Origin of the sequence: Celeribacter baekdonensis (genome assembly GCF_900102315.1) — a bacterium.
GTDB lineage: Bacteria > Pseudomonadota > Alphaproteobacteria > Rhodobacterales > Rhodobacteraceae > Celeribacter > Celeribacter baekdonensis.
This window is the reverse complement of record NZ_FNBL01000009.1, coordinates 81,088-103,826: the sequence shown is the minus strand read 5'-3', so window position 1 is coordinate 103,826 and position 22,739 is coordinate 81,088. Positions and strand designations below refer to the sequence as shown.

The 22,739-nt window shown below is 53.6% G+C and carries 18 protein-coding genes; 7 read left to right on the top strand and 11 right to left on the bottom strand.

Translation table 11 applies throughout. From position 1 onward, the window contains the following. Positions 1-89: 89 nt before the first annotated feature. The 3 genes from glpD to BLT54_RS15120 are packed head-to-tail and all read right to left on the bottom strand — an operon-like array spanning position 90 to position 3,797. Positions 90-1,640, bottom strand: a complete 1,551-nt coding sequence (glpD, locus tag BLT54_RS15130; protein WP_074646127.1) for a glycerol-3-phosphate dehydrogenase — start codon at positions 1,638-1,640, stop codon at positions 90-92. Beyond that, entirely contained in the window at positions 1,633-2,457 is an 825-nt protein-coding gene (locus BLT54_RS15125) for an HAD-IIB family hydrolase (protein ID WP_074646126.1), read from the bottom strand. The genes glpD and BLT54_RS15125 overlap by 8 nt, the downstream gene beginning before the upstream one ends. Continuing rightward, positions 2,457-3,797, bottom strand: a complete 1,341-nt coding sequence (locus BLT54_RS15120; protein ID WP_083351843.1) for a sn-glycerol-1-phosphate dehydrogenase — start codon at positions 3,795-3,797, stop codon at positions 2,457-2,459. Before BLT54_RS15120 ends, BLT54_RS15125 begins: the two co-directional genes overlap by 1 nt. Positions 3,798-3,969: 172 nt before the next feature. Between BLT54_RS15120 and BLT54_RS15115 the strand changes: the two genes are divergently transcribed. Further along, entirely contained in the window at positions 3,970-4,980 is a 1,011-nt protein-coding gene (locus BLT54_RS15115) for a sugar-binding transcriptional regulator (RefSeq protein ID WP_083351842.1), read from the top strand. Between the two features lie 18 nt (positions 4,981-4,998). On the opposite strand, the gene BLT54_RS15110 is transcribed toward BLT54_RS15115, so the two are convergent. The 3 genes from BLT54_RS15110 to BLT54_RS15100 form a co-directional block, all read right to left on the bottom strand. After that, positions 4,999-5,649 (bottom strand): YjbF family lipoprotein, encoded by a 651-nt coding sequence (locus BLT54_RS15110; protein ID WP_074646125.1) that lies wholly within the window; start codon positions 5,647-5,649, stop codon positions 4,999-5,001. 5 nt (positions 5,650-5,654) lie between these two features. Continuing rightward, a complete protein-coding gene (locus tag BLT54_RS15105) occupies positions 5,655-7,721 on the bottom strand; it encodes a YjbH domain-containing protein (protein WP_074646124.1) in 2,067 nt (688 codons plus the stop codon). Positions 7,722-7,860: 139 nt separating this feature from the next. Continuing rightward, the gene (locus tag BLT54_RS15100) at positions 7,861-8,841 is read right to left on the bottom strand and encodes an NAD-dependent epimerase/dehydratase family protein (protein WP_074646123.1); all 981 of its coding nucleotides are present in this window, start codon (positions 8,839-8,841) and stop codon (positions 7,861-7,863) included. Between the two features lie 251 nt (positions 8,842-9,092). Between BLT54_RS15100 and BLT54_RS15095 the strand changes: the two genes are divergently transcribed. From BLT54_RS15095 to BLT54_RS15080, 4 genes are read left to right on the top strand one after another with little or no spacing between them, the layout of a single operon-like run. Next, a complete protein-coding gene (locus BLT54_RS15095) occupies positions 9,093-10,424 on the top strand; it encodes an MATE family efflux transporter (protein ID WP_143026839.1) in 1,332 nt (443 codons plus the stop codon). Then, a complete protein-coding gene (locus BLT54_RS15090) occupies positions 10,421-11,344 on the top strand; it encodes a sulfotransferase family protein (protein ID WP_074646121.1) in 924 nt (307 codons plus the stop codon). The genes BLT54_RS15095 and BLT54_RS15090 overlap by 4 nt, the downstream gene beginning before the upstream one ends. 2 nt (positions 11,345-11,346) lie before the next feature. Further along, the gene (locus tag BLT54_RS15085) at positions 11,347-12,306 is read left to right on the top strand and encodes a sulfotransferase family protein (protein ID WP_074646120.1); all 960 of its coding nucleotides are present in this window, start codon (positions 11,347-11,349) and stop codon (positions 12,304-12,306) included. Then, on the top strand, positions 12,303-13,364 hold the full coding sequence (locus BLT54_RS15080) for a glycosyltransferase (RefSeq protein ID WP_074646119.1): 1,062 nt from the start codon (positions 12,303-12,305) through the stop codon (positions 13,362-13,364). The genes BLT54_RS15085 and BLT54_RS15080 overlap by 4 nt, the downstream gene beginning before the upstream one ends. Here BLT54_RS15080 and BLT54_RS15075 read toward each other — a convergent pair. The 5 genes from BLT54_RS15075 to BLT54_RS15055 form a co-directional block, all read right to left on the bottom strand. Beyond that, entirely contained in the window at positions 13,324-14,655 is a 1,332-nt protein-coding gene (locus BLT54_RS15075) for a hypothetical protein (RefSeq protein ID WP_074646118.1), read from the bottom strand. The genes BLT54_RS15080 and BLT54_RS15075 overlap by 41 nt on opposite strands. Before the next feature lie 56 nt (positions 14,656-14,711). Continuing rightward, on the bottom strand, positions 14,712-15,539 hold the full coding sequence (locus tag BLT54_RS15070; RefSeq protein WP_143026837.1) for a phage head spike fiber domain-containing protein: 828 nt from the start codon (positions 15,537-15,539) through the stop codon (positions 14,712-14,714). 50 nt (positions 15,540-15,589) lie between these two features. After that, a complete protein-coding gene (locus tag BLT54_RS15065; protein ID WP_074646116.1) occupies positions 15,590-15,856 on the bottom strand; it encodes a spike base protein, RCAP_Rcc01079 family in 267 nt (88 codons plus the stop codon). 61 nt (positions 15,857-15,917) lie between these two features. Further along, positions 15,918-17,015: a glycosyltransferase gene (locus BLT54_RS15060; protein WP_074646115.1), complete on the bottom strand. Its 1,098-nt coding sequence runs from the start codon at positions 17,013-17,015 to the stop codon at positions 15,918-15,920. Positions 17,016-17,018: 3 nt separating this feature from the next. Next, positions 17,019-18,476: a mannose-1-phosphate guanylyltransferase/mannose-6-phosphate isomerase gene (locus tag BLT54_RS15055; protein ID WP_074646114.1), complete on the bottom strand. Its 1,458-nt coding sequence runs from the start codon at positions 18,474-18,476 to the stop codon at positions 17,019-17,021. 393 nt (positions 18,477-18,869) lie between these two features. On the opposite strand from BLT54_RS15055, the gene BLT54_RS15050 reads away from it, so the two are divergent. Both BLT54_RS15050 and BLT54_RS15045 read left to right on the top strand, forming a co-directional pair. Then, positions 18,870-20,258 carry a phosphomannomutase gene (locus tag BLT54_RS15050; protein ID WP_074646113.1) on the top strand — a complete coding sequence of 463 codons (1,389 nt, stop codon included), beginning with the start codon at positions 18,870-18,872 and terminating at the stop codon, positions 20,256-20,258. Positions 20,259-20,383: 125 nt separating this feature from the next. Beyond that, positions 20,384-22,474 carry a GumC family protein gene (locus tag BLT54_RS15045; protein WP_074646112.1) on the top strand — a complete coding sequence of 697 codons (2,091 nt, stop codon included), beginning with the start codon at positions 20,384-20,386 and terminating at the stop codon, positions 22,472-22,474. The last annotated feature ends 265 nt before the right edge of the window (positions 22,475-22,739 follow it).

Genomic DNA, 22,739 nt, shown 5'->3' with positions numbered 1-22,739 from the left:
GGCTTCTCCTCCCTAATTTCACCGCCTCCTCAAGCGGCTATGCGTGCGACGTCTGCGCCACGGGTTCCTCTTCCCATGTGAGCTTGTGCTCAGGCGCTTTGCCGTGTCGCCGTCTGCGCCCCTTCCATGTAGTGTGCGATGGCGTCAATTTGCGACGGGCTTAACCGCAGCCCTAACTTGCTACGATGAAACAGAATATCCTGCGCCGTATGGGCCCATTCGTGGTGGCGCATGTAGTCGATTTCGCACGCCGTCAAACCGGCGCCAAAATCAGTCCCCAGATCGGATCGTTTTTTTGCCAGACCCAGCATATTCGGCGCGCGGGTGCCGTAAAACCGAACCAACCGCCGCGCTTCGTTTATTGAGAGAAAGCCATAGCGAGACTGTAGTTTTCGAACCTCCGCCTCAAACGCCGTGGGATCGAACTCCCCGCCCGGCAGTGATGTTGTTCCAGTCCAGCCGGGCGCAAGTTTTGCACCGTTTTGCGGGGCCTTCAAACAGGAGTCGATCCTTTCCATGGCTGATTCTGCAAGCCGTCTATAAGTCGTGATTTTTCCGCCAAAGACCGACAGAATCGGGGCTTTTTCGCTGGTGTCGACCTCCAGAACATAGTCCCGCGTTGCCTTTTGCGCGTCTGAACTGCCGTCATCATAGAGCGGGCGCACGCCGCTATAGGTCCAGACCACATCGCTGACTGAGACCGGACGTTTGAAATACCCGGACACCAGTTTGCACAGATACGAAATCTCTTCTGGTGAGGCGGCCACATCGGCGGGATCACCGGGATAGTCGCGATCCGTGGTGCCGATCAGCGTGAATTTTTCCTCATAGGGGATGGTGAACACGATCCGGCCATCGTCATTTTGAAAGATGAAACAGCGGTCGTGATCATAGAGTTTCGGGACCACGATATGCGAACCCTGGACCTGACGTACCCGGCCTTTGGGCGGGCGCTGCGCAACGGTGCGAGCCACGTCATTGGCCCAAGGTCCGGCGGCATTGATCACCATGCGCGCGCGGATCACCTCGTCTCGCCCCGTGTCCAGATCGCGGGTGGTCACGGTCCAGCCACCTTCGGGATGGGGTTTGGCGCTTGTGCAGCGATGGCGGGCACGAATGGTGGCACCGCGTTCCTCGGCATCCATCGCATTGAGAATGACCAAGCGATTGTCCTCGACCCAGCAATCGGAATACTCGAACCCGAGTTTCAAATCTGCCCGCAGACCCACACCAATCGGTCCGGTTTTCAAATTGACCCGCGCGGTGCCCGGCAAGAGTTTGCGCCCGCCCAAATGATCATAAATGAACAGGCCAAGGCGCAAGAGCCACGCCGGACGCATGCCCTTGGAATGCGGCAAGACAAAGCGCAGCGGGCGCACGATATGGGGTGCGATGTTCCACAAGACTTCGCGTTCGATCAGTGCCTCACGCACCAGCCGGAATTCGTAATGCTCCAAATAGCGCAAGCCGCCGTGCAACAGCTTGGTTGAGGAGGACGAGGTGGCCCCGCCCATATCGCCCTGTTCGCACAGATAGGTGGAATAGCCCCGCCCGACCGCATCGCGCGCAATGCCACAGCCGTTGATGCCGCCGCCGATGATGGCAAGATCGTAAAGGTGATCAGACGCGGGATCAGACATGAGCCGCCTCCCGCGCCGGGACGGGCCGCGCGCTCAAAATGCGTTCGGCAATCTCGACAAAGCCTGCCCCGCCCTCGGACGGGGCGACAAAGGCCGGGGGGGCAAAGCTGCCCGGTTCAAAATCGCGCACATTGGCCACACCGCAGGAATTTGGGAAAAACTCAAACATCGGCCCGTCATTCGGGCTATCTCCGGCAAAGATAATCCGCGCACGATCCGCATCCAGATCCATCCCAAGGATGTCCTTGGCAAAGATGCGGCTCATCGACAGTTTGTCGTAATTGCCAAACCAGCCGTTCACATGGATCGAGGACAGTTTGGCGACCGCGCCGGCCTCTTTGAACATATCAAGGATCAGTTGCACCTGATCTTCGGGCAGCGCGGGTACATCTTCGCAAAAATCAATCGCCAGATCGGCTTCGCGGTACAGTTGGTCCGAGGCGATCCCGGCACCGGGCACTTTTGCCAAAATGTCCTGACGCAACACGTCGAGGCGGAACCGATTTTTGCGCCGCTCTTCGGCGGTGGCAAAAAACTTTTGCCGCATCACCCGCTTTTCGCGGTCATAGGAAAAATAGAACGCACCGTTTTCGCCCACGATCCCGGCCACGGGCCAAAGCCGCGCAATCATATCGCACCACCCGGCGGGGCGTCCGGTGATCGGCACCACGGCAAGCCCCGCATCGGCCAACCGTTCCAAAGCGGCATAGGCGGCGGCGGGCAATTGGCCATCCGTGGTCAGCGTGTCATCAATATCGGTCAAAACCGCCACACAATTGGCCAGTTGGCCGTCGTCAAGTTCGCTCAGCGGACGCATCAGACCCACTCCTCAATGAAACTGTCCAAAATGCCCATGTCATCGGCGAGATCGAGCATCGAATAGCGGTCGCGCATCTCGCGGCAATGGCGCAGGGCGTCGATGTAAAGATCACGCTCAAGGCCGATCTCGTCATAGGTGGCCCCGCCGCCGGAAGCGCGCAGATGGGTTGTCATCTCGTCCGGTGCCAACATCATCGCGCGCAATGTTGTGCGCAGCTCAGGCCAGATTTCGGCCAATTGACGGTTGAATGCCTCTGTGGCTTGCGCATCCATAGCTTTGGCGCGGGAGGCCTTGAGGCAATCCTCAACGGCTGCTGCCGGATAGCGCGCGCGGAGTGCGGCCTCGTCAGGTTGCCAGCCGCGAATGCGCGGAGCCTCCTCCAGTGAGAGGATGTGATCTTGCAGCCGCGCCATGGTGATGGAGGCCACGCCGACCTGTTGGCCATGAACAGTGCCGGGGTGGCGGTCACCGGCAAAGCTGTCGATCCAATGGGAAATCTGATGTTCGCCCATCGAACCGGGGTGGCTCATGCCAACCACGGCGATGCCAAGCCCACCGAGAGTCAAAAGCCGCTGCAGATAGCCAATCGCATCATGCTCGCCCAGCCCCAAATCGGCGGAACGGCGCAGCACTTCGGCCTCATCGTCTTCTTGCAAAAGATAGGGCGCGGTCGCATAGCGCGTGCCCAGCATCACATGGGAAAAATACCAATCGACCTGTGCCGTGGGCCGACACAAGGAGTCGCCCAAGCCCGCGCCGATCAAATATTGCGGCGCCTTTGAGGACACGTCGATGTCGATAAAAACGCCCTTGGCCGCATGCGCTTTTTGGGTGGTTTTGAGACCGGAATCGAGGGTGATCGACGCGGTCGACGAGGTGTAGCCATTCATCGAAGGTGCCGTGCCGAACACACTATAGGCGCGCCCATCGAGATAGGTGGCGTATTTGCACAGATCGTTGATCGTACCAGACCCGACCGCAATCAACGCGTCATGATTACGGGTCAGTTTTTGCAGATCGCGCACCTGCCCTTCGTCGGCATGTGGATGATCTAAAACGATGATCTCTGCCTTGCCCTGCATGTTGCGCGCAATGTCTGCGCCCATCACTTCGGCCGTGTCCGCATCACACACCACCGCATAACTTTGCGCCGGCATCACCGCATTCACCATGTCGCGGGCGGCGTCGGCAAAGCCGTCTCCGATCTCGATGTGGTTGAAAGGAACATCAACGGCCAGCCCCGTATCGGGATCGCACCACCTGCCCTGAGTGACCTCGGTGATGAGGGCATTCCAGTCAGATGTCGCGCGCTCTTTGATTGAAAGCGGCATGGTCATTTGCTCCTCCCTCGCAAGTTTTTCACTTGATTTGAAAGTTGCCAGATAGTTGTGGCATATGTCAATAACATTATTCAGATCAACGTGACATATGTCAAAGTTCTTGATTTCCAGTGGTTTCAGGTTGATTGTCAGGCTGGATTTCGTAAAAGCACTATTTTAAGGAGAGCACATGCCGGGCAAACGCGATAAAACCGACGACGACTCACGCCACGCCACACGGCGCGCCGTGCCATCGCGGTTTGGCATGGATGAGGTGCTTTGGGCGGCGTGGCTCTATTATGAAGAGGGTCAAAAGCAGGACAAAATCGCCGATCAGTTGGGGATTTCACGCGCCTCTGTGTTTAACCTGCTGCAAAAGGCGCGCGATGAGGGGATCGTCAATATCTCCATCGACCCCTCGCGCATCGCGCGGGCGGATGTAGCGCTTGAACTCTGTGAATTGAGCGGCTTGTCGGAATGCTATGTGCTACCCACGCCGCAAGACCCCGCCACATTGGCCAATGAAATAAGCCATCTGGGGGCGCGGGTTTTGGAAGCGCGACTGCATGCCGATGATACGATTGGCGTCGCCTGGGGTCGCACCGTGCTGTCGCTGTCAGAACATCTGACGAGTGTGCGCCACCCCAACATCACAGTTGCACAAATCACCGGCAGTGCCGTCGCGACCTTTGATTTTTCACCCGTCCTGTGCACCACAAATATTGCAGATCGCCTGTCTGCACGCTGTGTGAACCTTCACGCACCGGGGGTTGTGTCCACAGCGCAGGTCAAAGACATTTTGTTGAACGAGCCCGAAATCCGCAATCACTTTACGCTGTTGCAACAATGCACAAAGATCATCTTTGGCGTGACGCAACTGGTTGGCGAAACGCTCTTGGAGCAAAGCGGTTTCATGTCCGATGCTGCCTTACAGGTCTACCGCGACCTTGGCGCTGTGGGCTTTGCTGCCGGGTATTTCTTTGATGCTGAGGGCCAAATTGTGCGCAGTGAATTCGACGAGCGCCATATCACGATGGCGCTGGATGATTTGCTCAACGTACCCGAACGGATTTGCATTGGCGGCGCGCCGCAAAAAGTTGGCGCGATTTATGGGATGTTGCAGGCACGAATTGCCAATGTATTGGTCACGGATGAGACCACAGCGCAAAGCCTGATTGACCACTATAAGCAGCGCACCTGAGATCAGGAACGGCGTTCGTTACCTTGGGACCGCGCGCAAGGCGAGAGTGCCAACCGTTTCACTGATCCATTGGCGCGATTGGACGAGGTTTCGGCTGCCCCGTTCGACCCAGAACAGATTGCGGAAGCGGATTTGGCCATTGCGGCAGGTTTCGTAAAAAAGATCCGTGTCGGCAGTATAGGGTCCCAGATCGACATCGGCCTGCCTTTGACGTTCAACTTCGCAGCGGAAGGCCAGAGTTTCGGCCTGGCTCTCGCCATTGAGCAATGTGACAAAACGTTCGGTGACCTCATTACGCCCGGCTTTCAGCGCAGCAAGAGTCTGTGAGGGATCGCCCGCAAGCTGATCTCCCCCCATGCCGCGGGTGGCAATGATCATACCATTCTTCATGCCAAGCGATAGCTTATCGAGAGAAATCCAGGTTTCCTCACCTTTGGCATTCGTGGTTTGACGCACAAAGATCGTATAGGCCTGTTTTTTGGCTTCGAGCGACACAAGGTAAGTGGGCGCGCCAGCTTGTTCGTAGGCGAGAAAGGTCGGATCTGGCACGACTTCGCCCTGCCCGCTCACGAGTTCTTTCAAAAGGTTGGATTTTTCGGCATCTGACGAACAGGCGCTCAAACCAGCAAGGAGCGCGAACATGAAACCAAGTGGGCGCAAGACAGTCATACAGGTCATCTCCAGAATTTTCCCCAACGGTCTTCCAACTCACTTGTATGGCTGTTTCTCACAACATCATAAAGCCGGTTGCGCACATCAAGCCGCGCGCCACCATCACGGACGACAGGACGAATGGTCGTTCCATAGCCGCCTTGGGTCGCTGCCCCGGTCAACCAATCAACAGGAACGGAGAAGCGGATGCCCTTGTCAAAGGAGCCTTCACCGAAGTCGTCAAAGGACACATCGGTGAGCGTAAAAAACGCCCCGACACGGAAACCATTGTCAAATTCGCGGTCCACAGAGAAGGTCGCGCCATAGTCACCCGCAAGATAGCGCCCGACATCCAACTGACCGAGATAACCTCCGCCAAAATCGTAATAGGCAGAGGCGTGACCTGTCACAATGTCATAGTCTTGAAAGCCAAACATTTGGTCGAAATCACGTTTTTTGACGTAGTTGAGTTCGGCACCAAGGGCCAGCGGACCATTGACGGGTTTCCAAAGCACTTCGCCGGAGACACCGCCGTACATTGTCTCAAGATACCCAACCGTGGCACGGCCATAAAGATTTTTACCGGGACGAAAGAAATACTCAGCCGTCAGATATTTGATCTCCAAATCCGATTGCTTGGCATATTCCGCACTGTCGGTGCGAACATGTGGCAAAACGGAATTTGAGGGGCGTGTGCTGGTATCAAGGTTCCCAGCGACCGGCTGACGTACCGCCGCCGAAAAGACAAGCCCGCGCGCGGGTTCTAACGAGGCCGCAGCTTGGACGCCAAAATCGGCGCGCACGGGATTGTCCGGGTCAAAAAGGGAGGGATCAAGGTAGGGCGTGATCCGCCAGTTGAATTTAGGGTAAATGCCCGCAATTGGGGCCGCTTCACTGTGGGCAGCATCTTCAAAATCTGCGCGGGCAAAGCTGCGCCAGCTGCCGTCCAGATCGTATTCAAGCGATTCGAGATCGCTGCGGCGCAGGGTTGTGCGTGAGGTTGTGACCCCATTTGCCATCGCTTCCAAACGGAACGTGGTGATGTCTGCCGGCAATTGGTTTGCCAAAACACGCGCGGCCCGGCCAAGCGCCTGTGCTTCTGCCGGGTAGCGACCATTGACGAAACGCACCGTGGCTGTGTCGCCCTCGATTGTGATGCCTTCGAGCGTGAGGCCCTGATCTTTGAGAGCAATGGACAGAGAGCTGTTTTTTTGGCGGACACTGTTCGCATCCCATGACAACGCCGCTTGGGTTTGACGTGGCATAAGGGTTGGCGGGGCCTCTTCGATGCCGCTCGGGTACTTGGGCTTTTGCGGGGTGATCGGAATAGACCCCCTGATACCGATTTCTGAGCCGTGAAGGGCATAGACGGATACTTCAGCCCCATTTTTAAACCCATAGGTGAGGGAGGCATTGAACGGGGTTTTGTGATCAAACCCCATTTTGAGCGTTTCCCGCTCATAAGCGTCAGAGGAGTATTCTGCTTTGAGCGTTAGGCGTGGATTGAACCGATATTCCACTCCGCCAAAAAACGCCGCATCACCATGGAACCATTGTTTGATATCCAGCCGACCTGTGTTGTTGATCGAAACATCCTGAATCGGACGCGTTTCAAAAGAGTCGTCGATTATACCCAGCGGGTTGGTGAACCCGCCGTAGCTTGCAAGACGGCCCCAACCGATACCGCCCGTCAACGTCAACTGATCCCCAAAAGTTTTTGTGGCAGCAATATATTCCGATCCGTAAATGCCTGTACCGCCAAAATCGCGCAAACCAATAGAAAGCGCAGGACGGTATTGGGTTTCTTCCATAAGCAGATATCCGAAGTCGAAACTCCGATCATAGCGATTTTCACCGGCATCGTACCCATTGAGGATTGAGTAACGGAAGCTGCCAAATATGCGAGGAGTGATTTGAAAGGTCAGCGTGTATTTTTGCATGTCTTTCGTGAGGACCGAAGACAAGCCCAGCATCCCATCAGGCCAAGGCGAGCCGGTCGGCATGTCAATGAGACCGGGAGTGCCATAGCTGGAAGCCGAAAACCTAAGATCTGTCGCTCCTGCTGGGCCTGTGGCACAAAATATACCCATGCCAAGCCCTATGAAAAAACGTGAAATAGTCACAACGTCACCTCGAATGTTTCGCTTTGGATTGCACATGATTTCATTAGGAACGGTTCGTGCCAAGCGCTGTAGGGGGTCCCTTAGGGGCGAGGACAGGCGGGTGGGTCTAATCAAAATCACTTTCTGTGCTGGACGAGGTCCAGTCCTGAAGCGATGATTTGAGGTCGAACTGGTAGGAAAAGCCGCTATCCACCAGCACTTTTGGGATAATGTTGGTGGACTTATTCAACTTCATCACACGCGCCCGATTGATAGACGTTGTGAAGCCGACAGCGTTGAGGATTTCAAACCCCAAACCGACAGCCAGCATCATTGGCAAAGGCAGCGTATAGGTCACGTCTTTGTAACCCCCCACTTCGACAAAGGCTTTTGTGATGTCTTCGGCGGAATAGCGATCAGGATAGGCAAAGTTGTACGTTATGGAATTGCTGTCCTGACCGATCATGAATGCCATGCTTCTGACCAAATCTTTGACATAGCCACAACTCTTGATTGTATCTTTCCGGCCCGGAAATGCGAAGCGCCCCTTGGACAGCATCTTCGACATGCGGGTAAAATTCCCATATTCTTTGTAACCGTATATCACCGCAGGGCGAACGATAACGAGTTTACGCGTATCAGGTGCTTCATGTTGCCATTGATGGTGGATTTGCTCGGCGCAGAATTTCGACTTCCCGTAGGCACTCTCAGGGCGCAGTTCGGAATTTTCATCCAGCATTTCTTCGCTCGGACCATATACAGCAATTGAACTGGTAAATACGACCTTGTTCACACCTTTGGCCCGCGCGAAGTCGCACACATGAGTGGCACCAAGCACGTTGGTCCAGTAGTACTCCCAATCTTCATGGCCCGGCGTCGTATGCACCGCTGCAAAGTTGTAGATTTCGGAAATTTCACCTTCGAATGCGTCAACGCTTATTGGTTTGCGCACATCCATTTCCCGATATTCCACACCCTCCGTGCGCCAACGTGGGGGCTGTATATCTATACAGATGACACGAGCATACTCTCCACTTTCGACCAGAGATTGAGAAAGGTGGGAGCCGATAAAGCCTGCTCCACCAAAAATAAGTGCATGTTTTTGCATGGTTCGTGCCTGATAGCTGAAATTAGCTTCTCATAACAGACTCTCACTGATCACTCCAACACTTATGGGCGGAGGGTGGAAAATATGCCAACCGAGATTAAAAATGTATCATTTTCGATTGTGGGCCTTGGTTTTTTTGATCTCGCTTGAGCTGTTGTCACTAAGAAGTTAGGGAGATGGTAGATTGAGTGACGAAGTAGGCCCAAGGACAGATCCACAATCAGCGCATCAGGCGGCGGGACATACATACAATGAAGCGCGTATTTAATTTAGTGAAAAGCCCCGCATTCCAAAAGCTTCTCGTGCGCGGGAGTATTGGGCTTGGGTTGAAAGGCGGCGCTGCAGGTATGCAGCTCTTGATGTTCGCAGCCATTGCTCGCGCCATTTCTGCGGATGATTTTGGCACATTTGGCTTTGCTTTTTCGTTGGCCACGATCATTTCCAACGTCGGCAGTTTGGGACAACGGATGTACGTCTTGAAAGAGGGGGCCATCCTATCTGATCGGCACGAAGACGCAGCGCTCGGATCTTTGGTCCGCGAAAGTATGATTGCAGTCATATTGGGGACGATTGCGGCCTCATCACTTATTTGGGTCGTCGCATCTTTTAGCGCTGTAGAACTCAGAGGGGGCATGGGATTTGCGACTGCCTTTCTGGCCGTTGGCTTTAGTCTCGCTGGCCTGTTGACGCATTTGTTTCGCAGCTACCGCAGTCTTGTGTTTGCCTTTTTACCGCGTGATATTTTGTGGCGGCTTGCTGTGACGATCATCTTTGTGACCGTCCCGACCGTTTTTGGCACTTTGGATGCCCTTTCAACCACCTTGGTGGCGGGCGGCACGCTGTTCGTCATGAGCATATGGCATCTGTTGCTTGATCCATTTGCCCGCAAGTCGTTCTCCAAGGCGTTCAGCGGCGCTGGCGTGGTACAGCGGATTTCTGCGGCAAAGTATTTGTGGGTCACATCCCTTTTGCCAATGATTGGGGGGGCGGAGCTTGCGACCGTTCTGCTTGGCTTAGTCACCTCCCCAAGCGAAACAGGCATGTTCTTTGCGGCTTTTCGCTTGTCTTTGGTAATGGAGCTGTTCTCACGCGCCGCATATATCGTTGTCGGCCCAATGATCGCACGCTTTAGCGCGGCCGAAGCAAAAGAAGATTTGCAGCGGGTTATGTCGCAAAGTGTGATTGCCGTCACAGTACCCGGCATCATCATATTTGGTATTGTTGTGCTGTTTGGCACCCAAATGCTCAGCCTCATGAACCCCAGCTTTGCCGATGGGCACACTGCGTTTGTGATCCTTGCTTTTGGCTTTCTCATTTCCATTGCGACAGGCCCTATCCCGGCGATTATGGAATTGACGGGACAAGAAGGGCCGCTGATGAGGCGGATGTTTATCACCAACATCGGGTACCTGGTGCTTTTGCTGCCTTTGGTGATGACTTTGGGCATCGTTGGCGCCGCAATCGGGGTGGCTGCGTTGCGCATCGTCCAGCATGTTTCCCTCGTCCGCTCTGTTGAAAATCACCTCGGCGTCTCACCAACGGTCTGGCACCCTTTCTTCCAAATGATGGGTAAAAAACAATGAATCCGGCTCCACTTGGTCCCAACACTTTTTTAATTGGTGCGCCTAAGTGTGGCACCACAGCGATCGCACGCTACATCGCGGCGCATCCCGATGGGTTTATAGCGACAATTAAAGAACCTTCCTTTTGGTCTTCTGACTTTAACAAAGCCAGCACGATGTTCGAGCTCAATGATCTGGACGACTATCTCGCGCTTTACAATGACACAGAAGCAAAAGTTATCCTGGACGCCTCAACTGGCTACATCGCGTCTGAAGTTGCCATAGAGGCCATTCTTGCGTTTGCCCCGGCTGCCAAGTTCATCGTGATTTTGCGCAACCCAATTGATTTGGCCCCCGCATATCACATGGAGAAAGTGTTCAATTGCTACGAAGATGTTGCAGACTTTGAACAAGCTTGGAATCTTCAAGCCGCCCGAGCCCGAGGCGAATCCATTCCCCCCCTCTGCCCCGAACCAAAAGAATTGCAGTATAAAACGATGGCCTCAGTCGGAAGTCAGCTTGCCCGGGTGCAGGCCTTGATTCCAGATGGACAGCTCATCGTTCTCTTCCATGAAGACTTGGTTAAGCAGCCCAGAGAGGTGTGGCTGGCCTTACAAGATTTTCTTGAACTCGATGATGACGGGCGTACCGATTTTCCATCTTTTGGCTCGGCACATTTCAATCGCTTTCCACGTCTCGCTCGACTTTACCAAAATCCACCCAAAGCCATAATCCCACTGGTCCGATTTTTGAAGCGACGCGTTCAGTCCAGCGCGGCAAACGGTGGCATTGGTGCGCGTATAAAATCTCTGCTGTTGAGTGGTAAAAAACGCCAGTCTTTGCGCCCCGAGTTTCGGCAGGATTTGGTGCAGATATTTGCATCTGAGATCACAAAAATCGAAGACTCAACAGGCAGAAATCTAGATCATTGGAGAAAATAGTGATGGCGCTCGGAATTGATCTCAATCCATCGGAACAATCAAAGCCCCTGAAACCGAATTTCTTTCTGATCGGAGCCCCTAAATGTGGCACGACCGCGATCGCAGAGTATCTTGCAGAACGCGATGATGTTTTTTTCTCCAAACCGAAGGAACCGCTTTTCTGGTGCACGGATCTTGGGATAGAGCCACATGCGCTTCGGGCGACCAGCCTTGAGCAGTATGAGGCCCTGTTTCAGGATGCCGATCCTGCGCGGCACAAAATTATCGGCGAAGGCACCACCTCTTATTTGCGATCCCGCAAAGCGCTAACCGAGTGTCGCGACAAATATGAGGATGCGAAATTCGTTGCCATTTTGCGCAATCCCGTCGATGTGGCTCATGCTTTCCATATGGAACAGGTCTTCACAGGGCTTGAGCGCGAGCCGGACTTTACAAAAGCGTGGCAGGATCAAGACCGTAGAGAACGCGATTGGGACGCCGCCACAGATGATCGCCCGGACAGCCTGCTATATCGTCGCATTGCGTCTTTTGCCGATCAGATCGAAATGTTTTTCAGTATCGTGCCCGAAGAGAGGCGCAAGATTATCATATATGACGATCTTCGTGCCGACCCGCGCGGCGTTTGGCTGGATTTGCTCGATTTTCTCGGCCTGCCTGATGATCAGCGTACAGATTTCTCGCCGCGCAACGCAGCCCATGCTCAGCGTTTCCCGCGGCTGTCACGCTTTCTCCTTGCACCGCCAAAACCCATCGCTCCCGCCGTCAAAGCGCTGCGCATGGCCCTTTTGAACAAGGACAGCGTATTGGTCAAAACACTCAAGGGATTTCTGAACGTCAAACGCCCGCGCTCCGCACTCTCCCCAATCATGCGCCGCGAAATGACAGAAGCCTTTGGTCCAGATGTTCTACGTCTCGAAGCCCTTTTGGGCACCGATTTAAGCGCGTGGAAGATGGGCCAATGAACGTCCTCTTTATCACCGTGCGCGCGGATATCGGCGGCGGGCCTGAGCATTTGTTTCAACTGCTTTTGCACAAACCCGCCAGCGTGAACACCTTTGTGGCCTGTCCAAACGACAAACCCTATAGAGACAGGTTTGAAAGCCTCGTCGGCCGCGCACATATGACCGAAGTGCCCCATCGTGCATTTTCTATGCGGGCGTTTTTTGATCTCGCTCGTTTTATAAAAACGCATAAAATTGATGTGGTCCATTCCCATGGCAAAGGCGCGGGGCTTTACGCCCGTCTGCTGCGCATCGTGACAGGGGTGCGTGTGGTCCATACCTTTCATGGCCTGCATATTGGCGACTATGGCCGGGCAAAGCGGGCGCTCTATCTTGGCCTTGAACGCGGACTCTGTCGGCTTACCTCCACTGCCATTTGCGTCTCAAAAGGCGAGGCCGCACTGATCCGCGACAATGCCCTGATCGCTGATCAAAAACGCATCGTTATTGATAACGGAGTCGCGGTTCCAAACGAAATCACACGCCCAATCTGGGACGGTGGACCGCTTAGACTATTGGCCGTGAATAGATATGATTACCAAAAAAACCCCGACCTCTTGGTCGACATCGCCGCCAAGCTCAAACCCTCCATTCCGTTTCATTTGGATGTGATCGGAACAGGGGATCGCATTGACGACATCCGTGCCACCATCCACACGGCGGGCCTCGACGACTGCGTGACGATACATGGCGGCGTTTCAACACCTCGTGACTATTTTCGTGCGGCGCATGTGTTCGTCTCCACCTCCCGCTGGGAAGGGATGCCACTCGCCGTTTTGGAAGCCATGTCAGAAGGGCTGTGTGTTATTGCGACGAATGTGGTCGGAAATAATGACGTCTTGCGACATGGGGAGAACGGGTTGCTTTTCGAAACGGTCGATCAAGCCGCAACGCAACTGATAGACCTCACCCCCGCACTCTGCGCCACTCTAAGCCAGCAAGCCCGTGCAGATGCCTTGGATCATTATTCTGCGGAGGTTATGGCTCAGAAGACCTATGCTGTACTGACTGGCGCATAGTATCAGCTGTGTAGATTACGGGCACATTGCTCACATTTGCTTCTGCGTCGTTCTTCTTAAGAATCCGAGCCATCCATGCCGTTGACAAAAGTAAGGCTGGGAAGGCTTGGTAGTATGTGAAGATGTCATTCAACAATGAATGGGCAAATGCACCCGCCCATATTGCTAGATAGCCCGTAGCAATAATGTTGTTTTTGCGATGGGCTTGAAAAATTGGTGCTAAAATTCCACTAAAAAGTACAATCAGCAAAAAAGAGCCGAATAGTCCCACTTCAAGCGCTGAGAAAAGAAATAGGTTTTCAGTTGCGTGCCCCAGAATGGTCCCACCCATTCTGTTCCCTACGCCAAATAAAAGGTAGAAAACGTTGGATTTCAAAAGTGAAACCGTATTTACCCAGTGATCAAACCGTCCACTGGTAGCGACACTAACCCCCCCTTCAAGGGAGATGCGACTAAAACCACCAGCCAAAGAATTTAGCATGTCGCCAGACAACGAGGCCAACTGTATAAGTATATATGCAAACACCAGACCAAGTATTGAGAAAATCTTTTGAGGCCAACTCGTCAATCGGCTCAGAAATATAAATCCACAGAACACCCCGAAATTTATAAATAAGACTCTCGCCACACTGAATTTGAAAGCCAAAAAGATTACAATCAGGCATGACGCGAGAATGCACAAAGAAACAAATTTCCTTGGTGTTTTCAGAACAAAATGCACGATAGCAAGTTCTACCAACACTAGGACCGAGAACGCAAATGCTCCGGTCTCTCCAGGTAGCCCGCCAAGCCTCTTAACAAGTCGCTTCCCATCAAATGCAAATGTTTGGTGTGCACCGTAGACCTCATTTCCACCAGCATATGCTAAAATGATATAGAATGTAGAAAGCAGGGCAACTGCCACTGAAATCTTTATTGTTCGATCCGCAACCTCGAAGTCGCAGCTCAGGTAAGGAATGATAAGCAATGGCGCAAAAATCGCAGTGGTGCGAATAAGATATGCAACATTCTCAAGGTATTTGTAGGGGTCTATATAGGCCGCATAAAAGAAAAATACTGTAAAAACATATAATAAGTATACCAGAAGCTGCCTTCCGGTTTGATCTACGCGCAAAGGTATTTTCAATAGCGATGCAACAAGCAAAAACAGGAATATAAGCGTTGAAACAAAGTCAACTGTAGATAGCGAACTGTTGATTGGCTTAAGTATGATTTGCGGCAAAGAAATGATGGCGAAACACCATGAAAATCCAAACAAAGCAGATTTACTAATCCTCCGCTGGCTAAACACTGATTGAGATTCCTCAAGAAACTGCCGTTACAGTTTTTACTGTAACGGCGAAGCGTTCAGACAGCCAGAAGGCTTTTAAGTCTAGGCCGCGATAAACTTGGCCACCAGCCTTCCGTGATCGTCTGGGCCACCAACGCTTCGGTGCTGTTGTCATCATAGGTCAGGGTCACATCATAAACCCCCGAAATTCCGGTAAGCCCCACAACATCAGCAGCGCGCGACGCGGGGGAGCCTGAGGTTTGTATCACCGACGTTGCCTGTCCGCCGATCTCGGTTTGCGCCCCCCAGATAGAGACATCAATATCGGTGTTCACATCCTCATAGAGCATGAATATGCGGCTCTGCCCATTGGGGAGGGGGGCCGTATAGGTAAACCTTTGCCATTCAGATGTCACGTTGATCATCATGGATGTGCTATCGGAGTGGCCGAACCGCATGGTCAATGGCGCGCTTGCTTTCAGCCAGACACTTGCCGTGGCGGTGCCTGTATAAGACCCGTTTACGACAAGAATCCCCCCCCGGGCGCCACCGGCCCCTCCCGTGGTCAAAGAGCAATTCCATGATCTTGCGCTGGCCGTACCATCGGGTGCGATATGCTCTGATGTAAACGTCGGTTTGGACGCATAGGGGGTCCAATAGCTTTGAGCAAAATCATTGGAATAGTCGAGCACATTGGTGGCGGAGCTTTCGATCAAGACGCCTAAGGGCACGCCCGTCCCGAACGCATGATCAAAGCGCGGCACATCCACGGCGACGGTTTCCAACTGGCCTGAGGCGGCGACTCGCATGGCGGTTGACCCACGCGCGAATGAGACCACGGAGGAGAGCGCCACGGGTGACCCCGAAGCGCGATAGGTTTGGGCGGCAAAATCGAGCGCCAACACGGGGGCGTGTCTCCGTCGGAGGGAGGTCACAGAGAAATCGTAAACCAGCTTCATGCCAAAACCATCGCATGGATGCCCACCGCATCGGTCCCGGTGGCATGAACACGAGAGACGCCAACAGGCAGGATGGAAAAATCTGCAAGATTAAGGCTGCGCGTTTCACCCTTCACCGTGGTAATTGTAACGGCCCCGCCCGTTTCGACATAAAGCGCGATCGCCACACTTGGGAGATCGGCCACATCCGACGGAGTAACAGGCAGGATATCTTGAGCGGGCCCAGAAAGTTGAGGGGCACGGCTTTTGAATGGGTTTGTCACTTTGGGACCTTTCGTTGTTAAAACGTTCGTGCCCCAAAGTGAGTCATAAAAGTAAACGTCCCTAAGCCTGAGCGCGCGTTGCGTTTTCGATCAAGGCAGCCATTTTTTGCTTGAAAACGGAGGTGTCAAACTCTTGCGCGAAAGCACGGATGTCTTGTGGCGTCCCTGCGAGAGTCGGATCGGCTTCAAAACGATCAATAGCACCATTCAATGACTCGACCGACTGTTCTGAAAAATGAACGCCGCTCGTCCCTTCGATCACCGTATCAAGAGCCCCCCCGCGCCCATATGCAATCACAGGGCGGCCACTCGCCATAACCTCAACGGGTATGATGCCAAAATCTTCCTCACCGGGGAAAATGAGTGCGCGGCATGTTGCGAACTGTTCCTTTAGTTCCTTAAACGGCACGCGCCCAAGAAATGTGATATTGGCCCCTGCCTTTTTTTCAAGCTCAGCGCGAATTTCACCATCGCCGACCACGACCAGTTTTCGACCTGAGGCATTGAAAGCATCGATGGCGAGATCCGCGCGTTTATACCCGACCATTTCCCCAGCAAGAAGATAATGGTCGCCTACTTTCTCGGAAATCTCAAACTCATCAGTTGCGACGGGAGGGAAAATAACGTCTGCATCTCGACGATAATACTTTCCAATGCGCTGAGAAATAAAGCTTGAGTTCGCTACAAAACGATCCACACGTGCGGCTGTCGTCACATCCCATATACGCAATTTATGCGACATCAGCGGCATCATCATGCGGGCCAGGCGGCCTGCGCCGTTCCGGTAAATATGATAGTGGTCCCAAATGTATCGCATCGGAGAATGACAATAACAGACATGCAACGCATCGGGACGCGGGATAATCCCTTTGGCAGGACCAGATTCGCTTGAGATCACCAGATCAAATTCCTGCAAATCCATCAGCTCCAAAGCCAAGGGCATAAGCGGCAAATACTTCTGATAGTGTTTTTGGGCACCCGGTAAGCGCGCAATAAAGGTTTCGCGAATCTCGTGCTTTTTCAGGCGATCGCTGATTTTGGATTCGTCGCAGACATGGGTGATAATAACCGCCTCTGGGTAAAGTTCTGAAAGAGCTTCAAGCACCTTCTCCCCACCACGCATACCAACGAGCCAATAGTGAACAATTGCGACTTTCATCTCTTATCCCTTAGCTCCTTGGCCGCGCGAATAGACATCCTCGTAGCGGATGATGTCATCTTCACCGACATAGGAACCGGTTTGCACTTCGATCAACACCATCGGCACTTTGCCGGGGTTCTCCATCCGGTGGACCGCGCCAAGCGGGATGTAGACGGATTGATTTTCTGTCACGAGTTTAACCTCGTCATCCACCGTCACACGCGCCGTGCCTTCAACCACGATCCAATGCTCGGAGCGGTGGAAATGGCTTTGCAGGCTGAGCGCCGCGCCCGGATGCACGTGGATGCGTTTCACTTGGAATCGCCCGCCAACAACAAGGCTCTCGAACCAGCCCCAAGGCCGGTGATCTTTTGGGAACATCGTGGCTTGCGCAGCACCTTTGGCTTTGAGGGCCGCCACGGCTTTTTTGACGTCCTGTGCGCATGACATATCTGCCACCAACACGGCATCATTCATGGCAATCGCCATCACATTCTTAAGGCCGATCCCAACGATTTCGAGATGTTCGCTGTCAGAGCGCAACAGGCTGTTTTCACAATCAATCGCGGTGGCTTCGCCGGAGGTCACAACACCGTCCGCATCCGGGCCCAATTCACGCCACACCGCATCCCAGCCGCCAAGATCGGACCAGCCGCCATCAAACGGCACAACTGCCAAATTGGCGGCACGTTCCATCACCGCATAGTCGATAGAAATATCTTCGGCCTGTGCCCAAGCCTCCGCATCCAAACGCAAGAAACCAAGATCCACCTGAGCGGTTTCGACAGCCGCGGCCACAGGAGCGGTCAAGCCGGGTGCGTGTTCCGCAAAAGCTGCGATGATATCTTTGGCTTTGAACAGGAAAATCCCCGCGTTCCACATAAACGTACCTGCGGTCACCATTTCGGCGGCACGCTCCGCATCTGGTTTCTCAACAAACTGTTTGAGATCAATCGCAGTGCCAGAATCATCCGGCTGAGTAGTCAGTTCGAGATAGCCATAGGCGGTCTCAGCATGGGTTGGCTTGATGCCAAAGGTCACAAGCTTGCCATTCTCTACTGCGGCAAGACCTTTCTCAACAGCCGCATGAAACGCCGCCGTATCCGGCACGACATGATCAGAGGGCGCAACAAGCATGATCGCCTCAGGATGGGTCGCTGACACATGCAAAGCCGCCGCAAGAATCGCCGGAGCCGTGTTGCGCCCTTCGGGTTCAATCAGGATGGCACCAGGATCAATGCCGATGGCTGACAATTGTTCCGTAACGATAAACCGAAAATCAGAGCCCGTCAGAACCACAGGAGCTGCAAATTTAAGCTGATCCGTGCCGCCACTGAGACGTTTGGCCGATGCCTGAAACAAGGTTTGTTCATCCACCAAAGGGACAAATTGTTTAGGATAGCTTTTCCGCGACAAAGGCCACAGGCGGGTGCCAGAGCCACCACACAAAATAACGGGCGTGATACATGCAGAGGTCATGATGTAGGTCTGTCCTGTCGTTGGGTCATCTCGAATGTCTCATCTATCAGTATTCACCCTATGTGACACCTAGGTTTATGAAAAAGTAGGGAATAGCCTAAATTTTAGCCGCTCCATTCCACTTAATGTCAAAAGCCACATAAACTCGCCAAATTATATCAAACCGACTAAAAAACACACGTTTTCAAGTGCTGAAATTTATACCACTCCCCTAAAAGCGGGCCTTCACATGAATTAAATCGACTTCTGATTGCATTGAGTCGTTCGACAAAATGCACGCTCTGTCCAACAGAGGTAGCTTTCATCGCTGCGAGCCGTTTAAGTGTTTTTGAACCGACGCCATTAATGCTAAGACCACCTAGGTTACAAATATCTGATGGAAGGCTTTCCAACATGGCTCCCTCTTTTGGCACCAGCGGTTTGCGCGGCCTTGTAAGTGAACTCAGCGAAGAGGTCGTCTCAGATTATGTGCACGCATTTTTGACGACCGTGCCCGAATGTGACACCCTTTACGTCGGCCGAGATTTACGCCCCTCTTCTCCAGACATCGCAGAGATTATTTGTCGTGTGGCACAAGGTGCCGGTCTCAATGTTGTGGAATGTGGCGCTCTCGGCACACCAGCGCTGGCCTTGGCGTCAATGAAGGCAGGGGCAGCGGCGATCATGGTCACTGGTAGCCACATCCCCGCAGATCGCAACGGGTTGAAATTCTATGTGCCTCAGGGCGAAATTTCGAAAGCCGACGAGGCGAGAATCGGAGAAGCCTATGGCGCGCGTCGCCGTCGAACCGGGACGGCGGGCAGCTTGGTGTCTCTGCCGGAGGCCGAACCCTTATATGTGAAACGCTATGTGGATGCCTTCGGGGTCGGAGCGCTCGACGGTCTTCGCATCGGTGTCTATCGCCATTCCTCGGTGGCCCGCGACACAATGGAACAGATTTTGACTGAATTGGGGGCGCAGGTTGTGCCTTTGGCCCATTCCGACACATTCATTCCCGTCGATACAGAAGCCGTCGACACCGAAACCCGTGCGAATCTGATGGCATGGAGCCAAGAACACGCCCTCGACGCTGTAGCCTCGACTGATGGCGATGCCGACCGTCCGTTGCTGACAGATGCGGCAGGCAAAGTCATCCCCGGAGATGTGCTTGGGGTTTTGACCGCTCGCGTGTTGGATGCCAAAATGGTGGTCACGCCCGTCTCTTCAAACGACATGGTGCGCCGATGCCCAGAGTTTGACCATGTGAGTCTCACCCGAATCGGGTCGCCCTTCGTCATTGCAGAAATGGAACAGGCCAGCGCCGATGCGCGCTGTATTGGGTTTGAGGCAAATGGCGGATTCTTGCTGGGCTTTGATGCAACAATCGTGGGCCCTCTTGCCGCGCTTCCCACGCGGGATTGCATGTTGCCCATCCTTGCGCCTCTCTATGCTGCCAAACAACAGAACACTTCCTTGGCCGCGCTGGTCTCTGCCCTGCCTCAGTGCTTCACGGCTGCCGACCGGCTTCAGGAAATTGATCGCGCCAAAGCGGCCGTCTTTCTGACCGGCCTGATTGACGACACTGCAAACCGCGCACAGTTTTTTGCCCCCTTCGGATCTCTTTCCGATGTCGACTTGACGGATGGCCTGCGTGTCGATTTCGAAAGTGGGGATGTGGTGCATTTACGTCCCTCAGGCAACGCACCAGAGTTTCGAATCTATGCGCAATCCAGTTCTGAAATCCGTGCAAAAGATCTTACCGCACAAGTGCGCCACGCCGTTGCTGTTGAACTGGCCAGTTGAATGGCAACGGCAATGCGCCCGCAGCGAAAGGAACACATCGTCGACATTTTCTACCGCAGGCCAATGGATATCCATCCGCAATCACACTACAGACCACGCAACCCTTTTAATGAGTTGAGAAGCCCGTGTCGCAAAACAATAAGCCCCTGAACACCGCCGCAACCGATGAAGATGTCATTGATCTTGGAGCGCTGTTTGGCGTTCTTTGGCGCAAAAAGCTATGGATTCTGGCGAGTATTTTTGTTTTTGCCTGTCTGGGCGCTTTCTATGCCTTGGGTGTTGCCACTCCGAAATATCGCGCCACATCTGTGATTTTATTGGATACCTCGGGTCAACAATTGCTTGATCTCAGTGCAGTCTTACCCAGCCTTGGGACAGATTCCGAAGCAATCAACACCGAAGTGGAAGTCCTGAAAAGCCGTAGATTGCTTGAGCGCGTTGTGTCGGTTGAACATTTGACAGAAGATCCCGAGTTTAATGCGGCACTGCGCCCCTTGAGCCTGAAAGACACATTGAAGAACGCCTTGACGGGAGCAGAACCAGAAGTCCCCTCAGAGCAAGAACAGATGACCGCTGCGATCAACGCTCTGTTGTCGCGCATGTCGGTTCGCAATATCCCAAACACCTATGTGCTACAGGTGACGATGGAGACCGAAGACGCACAAAAATCTGCAACCCTCGCTGACACCATCGCCGAACAGTATATTCTGTACCAAATGGACGTTAAGTTCGAAGCCACACGGGATGCCTCTGAATGGCTCACCTCGCGTGTGGCCGATCTCAAATTGGAACTGGAACAAGCCGAAGCTCGCGTCGCAGAGTATTCAACCAATGCGGAAGCGGTGAGTATCGAAAGTGTTCAGGCGCTTGATCGTCAACTCAAAGAACTTCGTGATCGGCTTGCAACAACCCGCGCCACATTCAACGAAGCCGAGCTACAGTTGGCGAATCTTGTCGCTCTCGAAAGCGCCTCTGCTCAGGAAAAGGCGGAGAAGGCTGGCGATACACGGCTGACCACCCTGTTGCGCGAAAACGGTGCCGGTGCCGAGTTCGATGCGCGGTTCGAACAACTTCTGTCCCGTGCCAAGACACAAGTTCAAAGGACAGAGGCTCAGGTCCAGTCGCTCGCGTCCAGTATCGAAACGCGCGAAGCCGAAATTGCTAAGCAAAGTGATGAAATCATCCAACTTCAGCAATTGTCGCGCGAAGCTGAAGCCAGTCGATTGCTCTATGAATATTTTCTGGGGCGCCTGAAAGAAACCGCGGCGCAAGAGGGCATTCAACAAGCCGACAGTCGGATTTTGTCCAACGCGGTTTTGCCCGACGCTCCATCGGAACCGCGCAAGTCGCTTATTCTGGCCATGTCAATGATCCTTGGGGCGATGGCTGGCAGCGGCGGGGCTTTGCTGTGGGAAATGCGGCAAAATGGCTATCGCCAAGCCTCCGATCTGGAAGGTGACACCGGGCTGTCAGTGATGGGGCAAATTCCGCTCTTACCAACGGATAACCGCCGCCAAGGGCTTGAATATCTGGCGGAAAAGCCGACTTCCGCTGCGGCCGAATCGGTCCGAAACCTGCGTACCTCGGTGTTGTTATCTGGCCTCGACAAAGCGCCACAGGTGATCATGTCGACCTCCTCTTTGCCGGGGGAAGGCAAAACCACAGTGTCTTTTGCCTTGGCCCAAAACTTGGTTGGGTTGGGGAAAAAGGTGCTCTTGGTTGAAGGGGACATCCGCCGTCTCGTCTTTAGTCAATATCTCGACGTCAAAAACGCCAAGGGGTTGATGAGCGTCCTGGCCGGTGACGTTTCTTTGGAAGATGCCGTCATTCATGACTCTGTGCTCGGGGCGGATATTCTTGTCAGCGAACCAAGCCATGTGAACGCAGCCGACATCTTGTCTTCGCGGCGCTTCATCGAGTTTCTGGAAGCGGCCCGAACTGCCTATGATTTCGTGATCATTGACACGCCCCCTGTGCTTGTCGTCCCTGATGCGCGGGTGGTGGCGCAGCATGTGGATGTCGTTCTGTTCACCGTACATTGGGATAAAACAACGAAGTCCCAAGTGCGCGATGCTCTTCGCATGTTTGAAACTGTCGGCGTCACGATCAGTGGCCTTGTGCTCAACCAAATCGATCCAAAAGGGATGAAGCGGTATGGCTATGGGGATTCATATGGGGCCTATGGGTCCTACGGGAACAAATATTACACGAATTAATCGCCCAATCCGGGCGAAGTCGGCTTGTATCCTTCAAATGAGGCACGAAAGCCTCGGTTGCGGGAGATCGGCAAAACAGAATGGTTTTAAGGGCTGTTTTTCGCTATGACGAACCAAAGTCCTATGGGTTTTAGACAAGGAATGACTCCATTGCGTATAGCTGTTGCTCTTCTTATGGCACTTTCACTTTCGTCGTGTGGTGCTGTTTATCACAGCCAACGGGTTGTCTCCGGGGCAACAGACGACGCGAAGGTGCGCGTGGTGC

Excerpts from the sequence above, each read along its gene's own strand:
- BLT54_RS15095 (WP_143026839.1), top strand. The coding sequence starts at position 9,093 with ATGAAGCGCGTATTTAATTTAGTGAAAAGCCCCGCATTCCAAAAGCTT.
- BLT54_RS15090 (WP_074646121.1), top strand. The coding sequence starts at position 10,421 with ATGAATCCGGCTCCACTTGGTCCCAACACTTTTTTAATTGGTGCGCCT.
- BLT54_RS15085 (WP_074646120.1), top strand. The coding sequence starts at position 11,347 with ATGGCGCTCGGAATTGATCTCAATCCATCGGAACAATCAAAGCCCCTG.
- BLT54_RS15115 (WP_083351842.1), top strand. The coding sequence starts at position 3,970 with ATGCCGGGCAAACGCGATAAAACCGACGACGACTCACGCCACGCCACA.
- BLT54_RS15110 (WP_074646125.1), bottom strand. The coding sequence starts at position 5,649 with ATGACTGTCTTGCGCCCACTTGGTTTCATGTTCGCGCTCCTTGCTGGT.
- BLT54_RS15055 (WP_074646114.1), bottom strand. The coding sequence starts at position 18,476 with ATGACCTCTGCATGTATCACGCCCGTTATTTTGTGTGGTGGCTCTGGC.
- BLT54_RS15080 (WP_074646119.1), top strand. The coding sequence starts at position 12,303 with ATGAACGTCCTCTTTATCACCGTGCGCGCGGATATCGGCGGCGGGCCT.
- BLT54_RS15105 (WP_074646124.1), bottom strand. The coding sequence starts at position 7,721 with ATGGGTATATTTTGTGCCACAGGCCCAGCAGGAGCGACAGATCTTAGG.
- BLT54_RS15050 (WP_074646113.1), top strand. The coding sequence starts at position 18,870 with ATGGCTCCCTCTTTTGGCACCAGCGGTTTGCGCGGCCTTGTAAGTGAA.
- BLT54_RS15060 (WP_074646115.1), bottom strand. The coding sequence starts at position 17,015 with ATGAAAGTCGCAATTGTTCACTATTGGCTCGTTGGTATGCGTGGTGGG.
- BLT54_RS15100 (WP_074646123.1), bottom strand. The coding sequence starts at position 8,841 with ATGCAAAAACATGCACTTATTTTTGGTGGAGCAGGCTTTATCGGCTCC.
- BLT54_RS15120 (WP_083351843.1), bottom strand. The coding sequence starts at position 3,797 with ATGACCATGCCGCTTTCAATCAAAGAGCGCGCGACATCTGACTGGAAT.
- BLT54_RS15125 (WP_074646126.1), bottom strand. The coding sequence starts at position 2,457 with ATGCGTCCGCTGAGCGAACTTGACGACGGCCAACTGGCCAATTGTGTG.
- glpD (WP_074646127.1), bottom strand. The coding sequence starts at position 1,640 with ATGTCTGATCCCGCGTCTGATCACCTTTACGATCTTGCCATCATCGGC.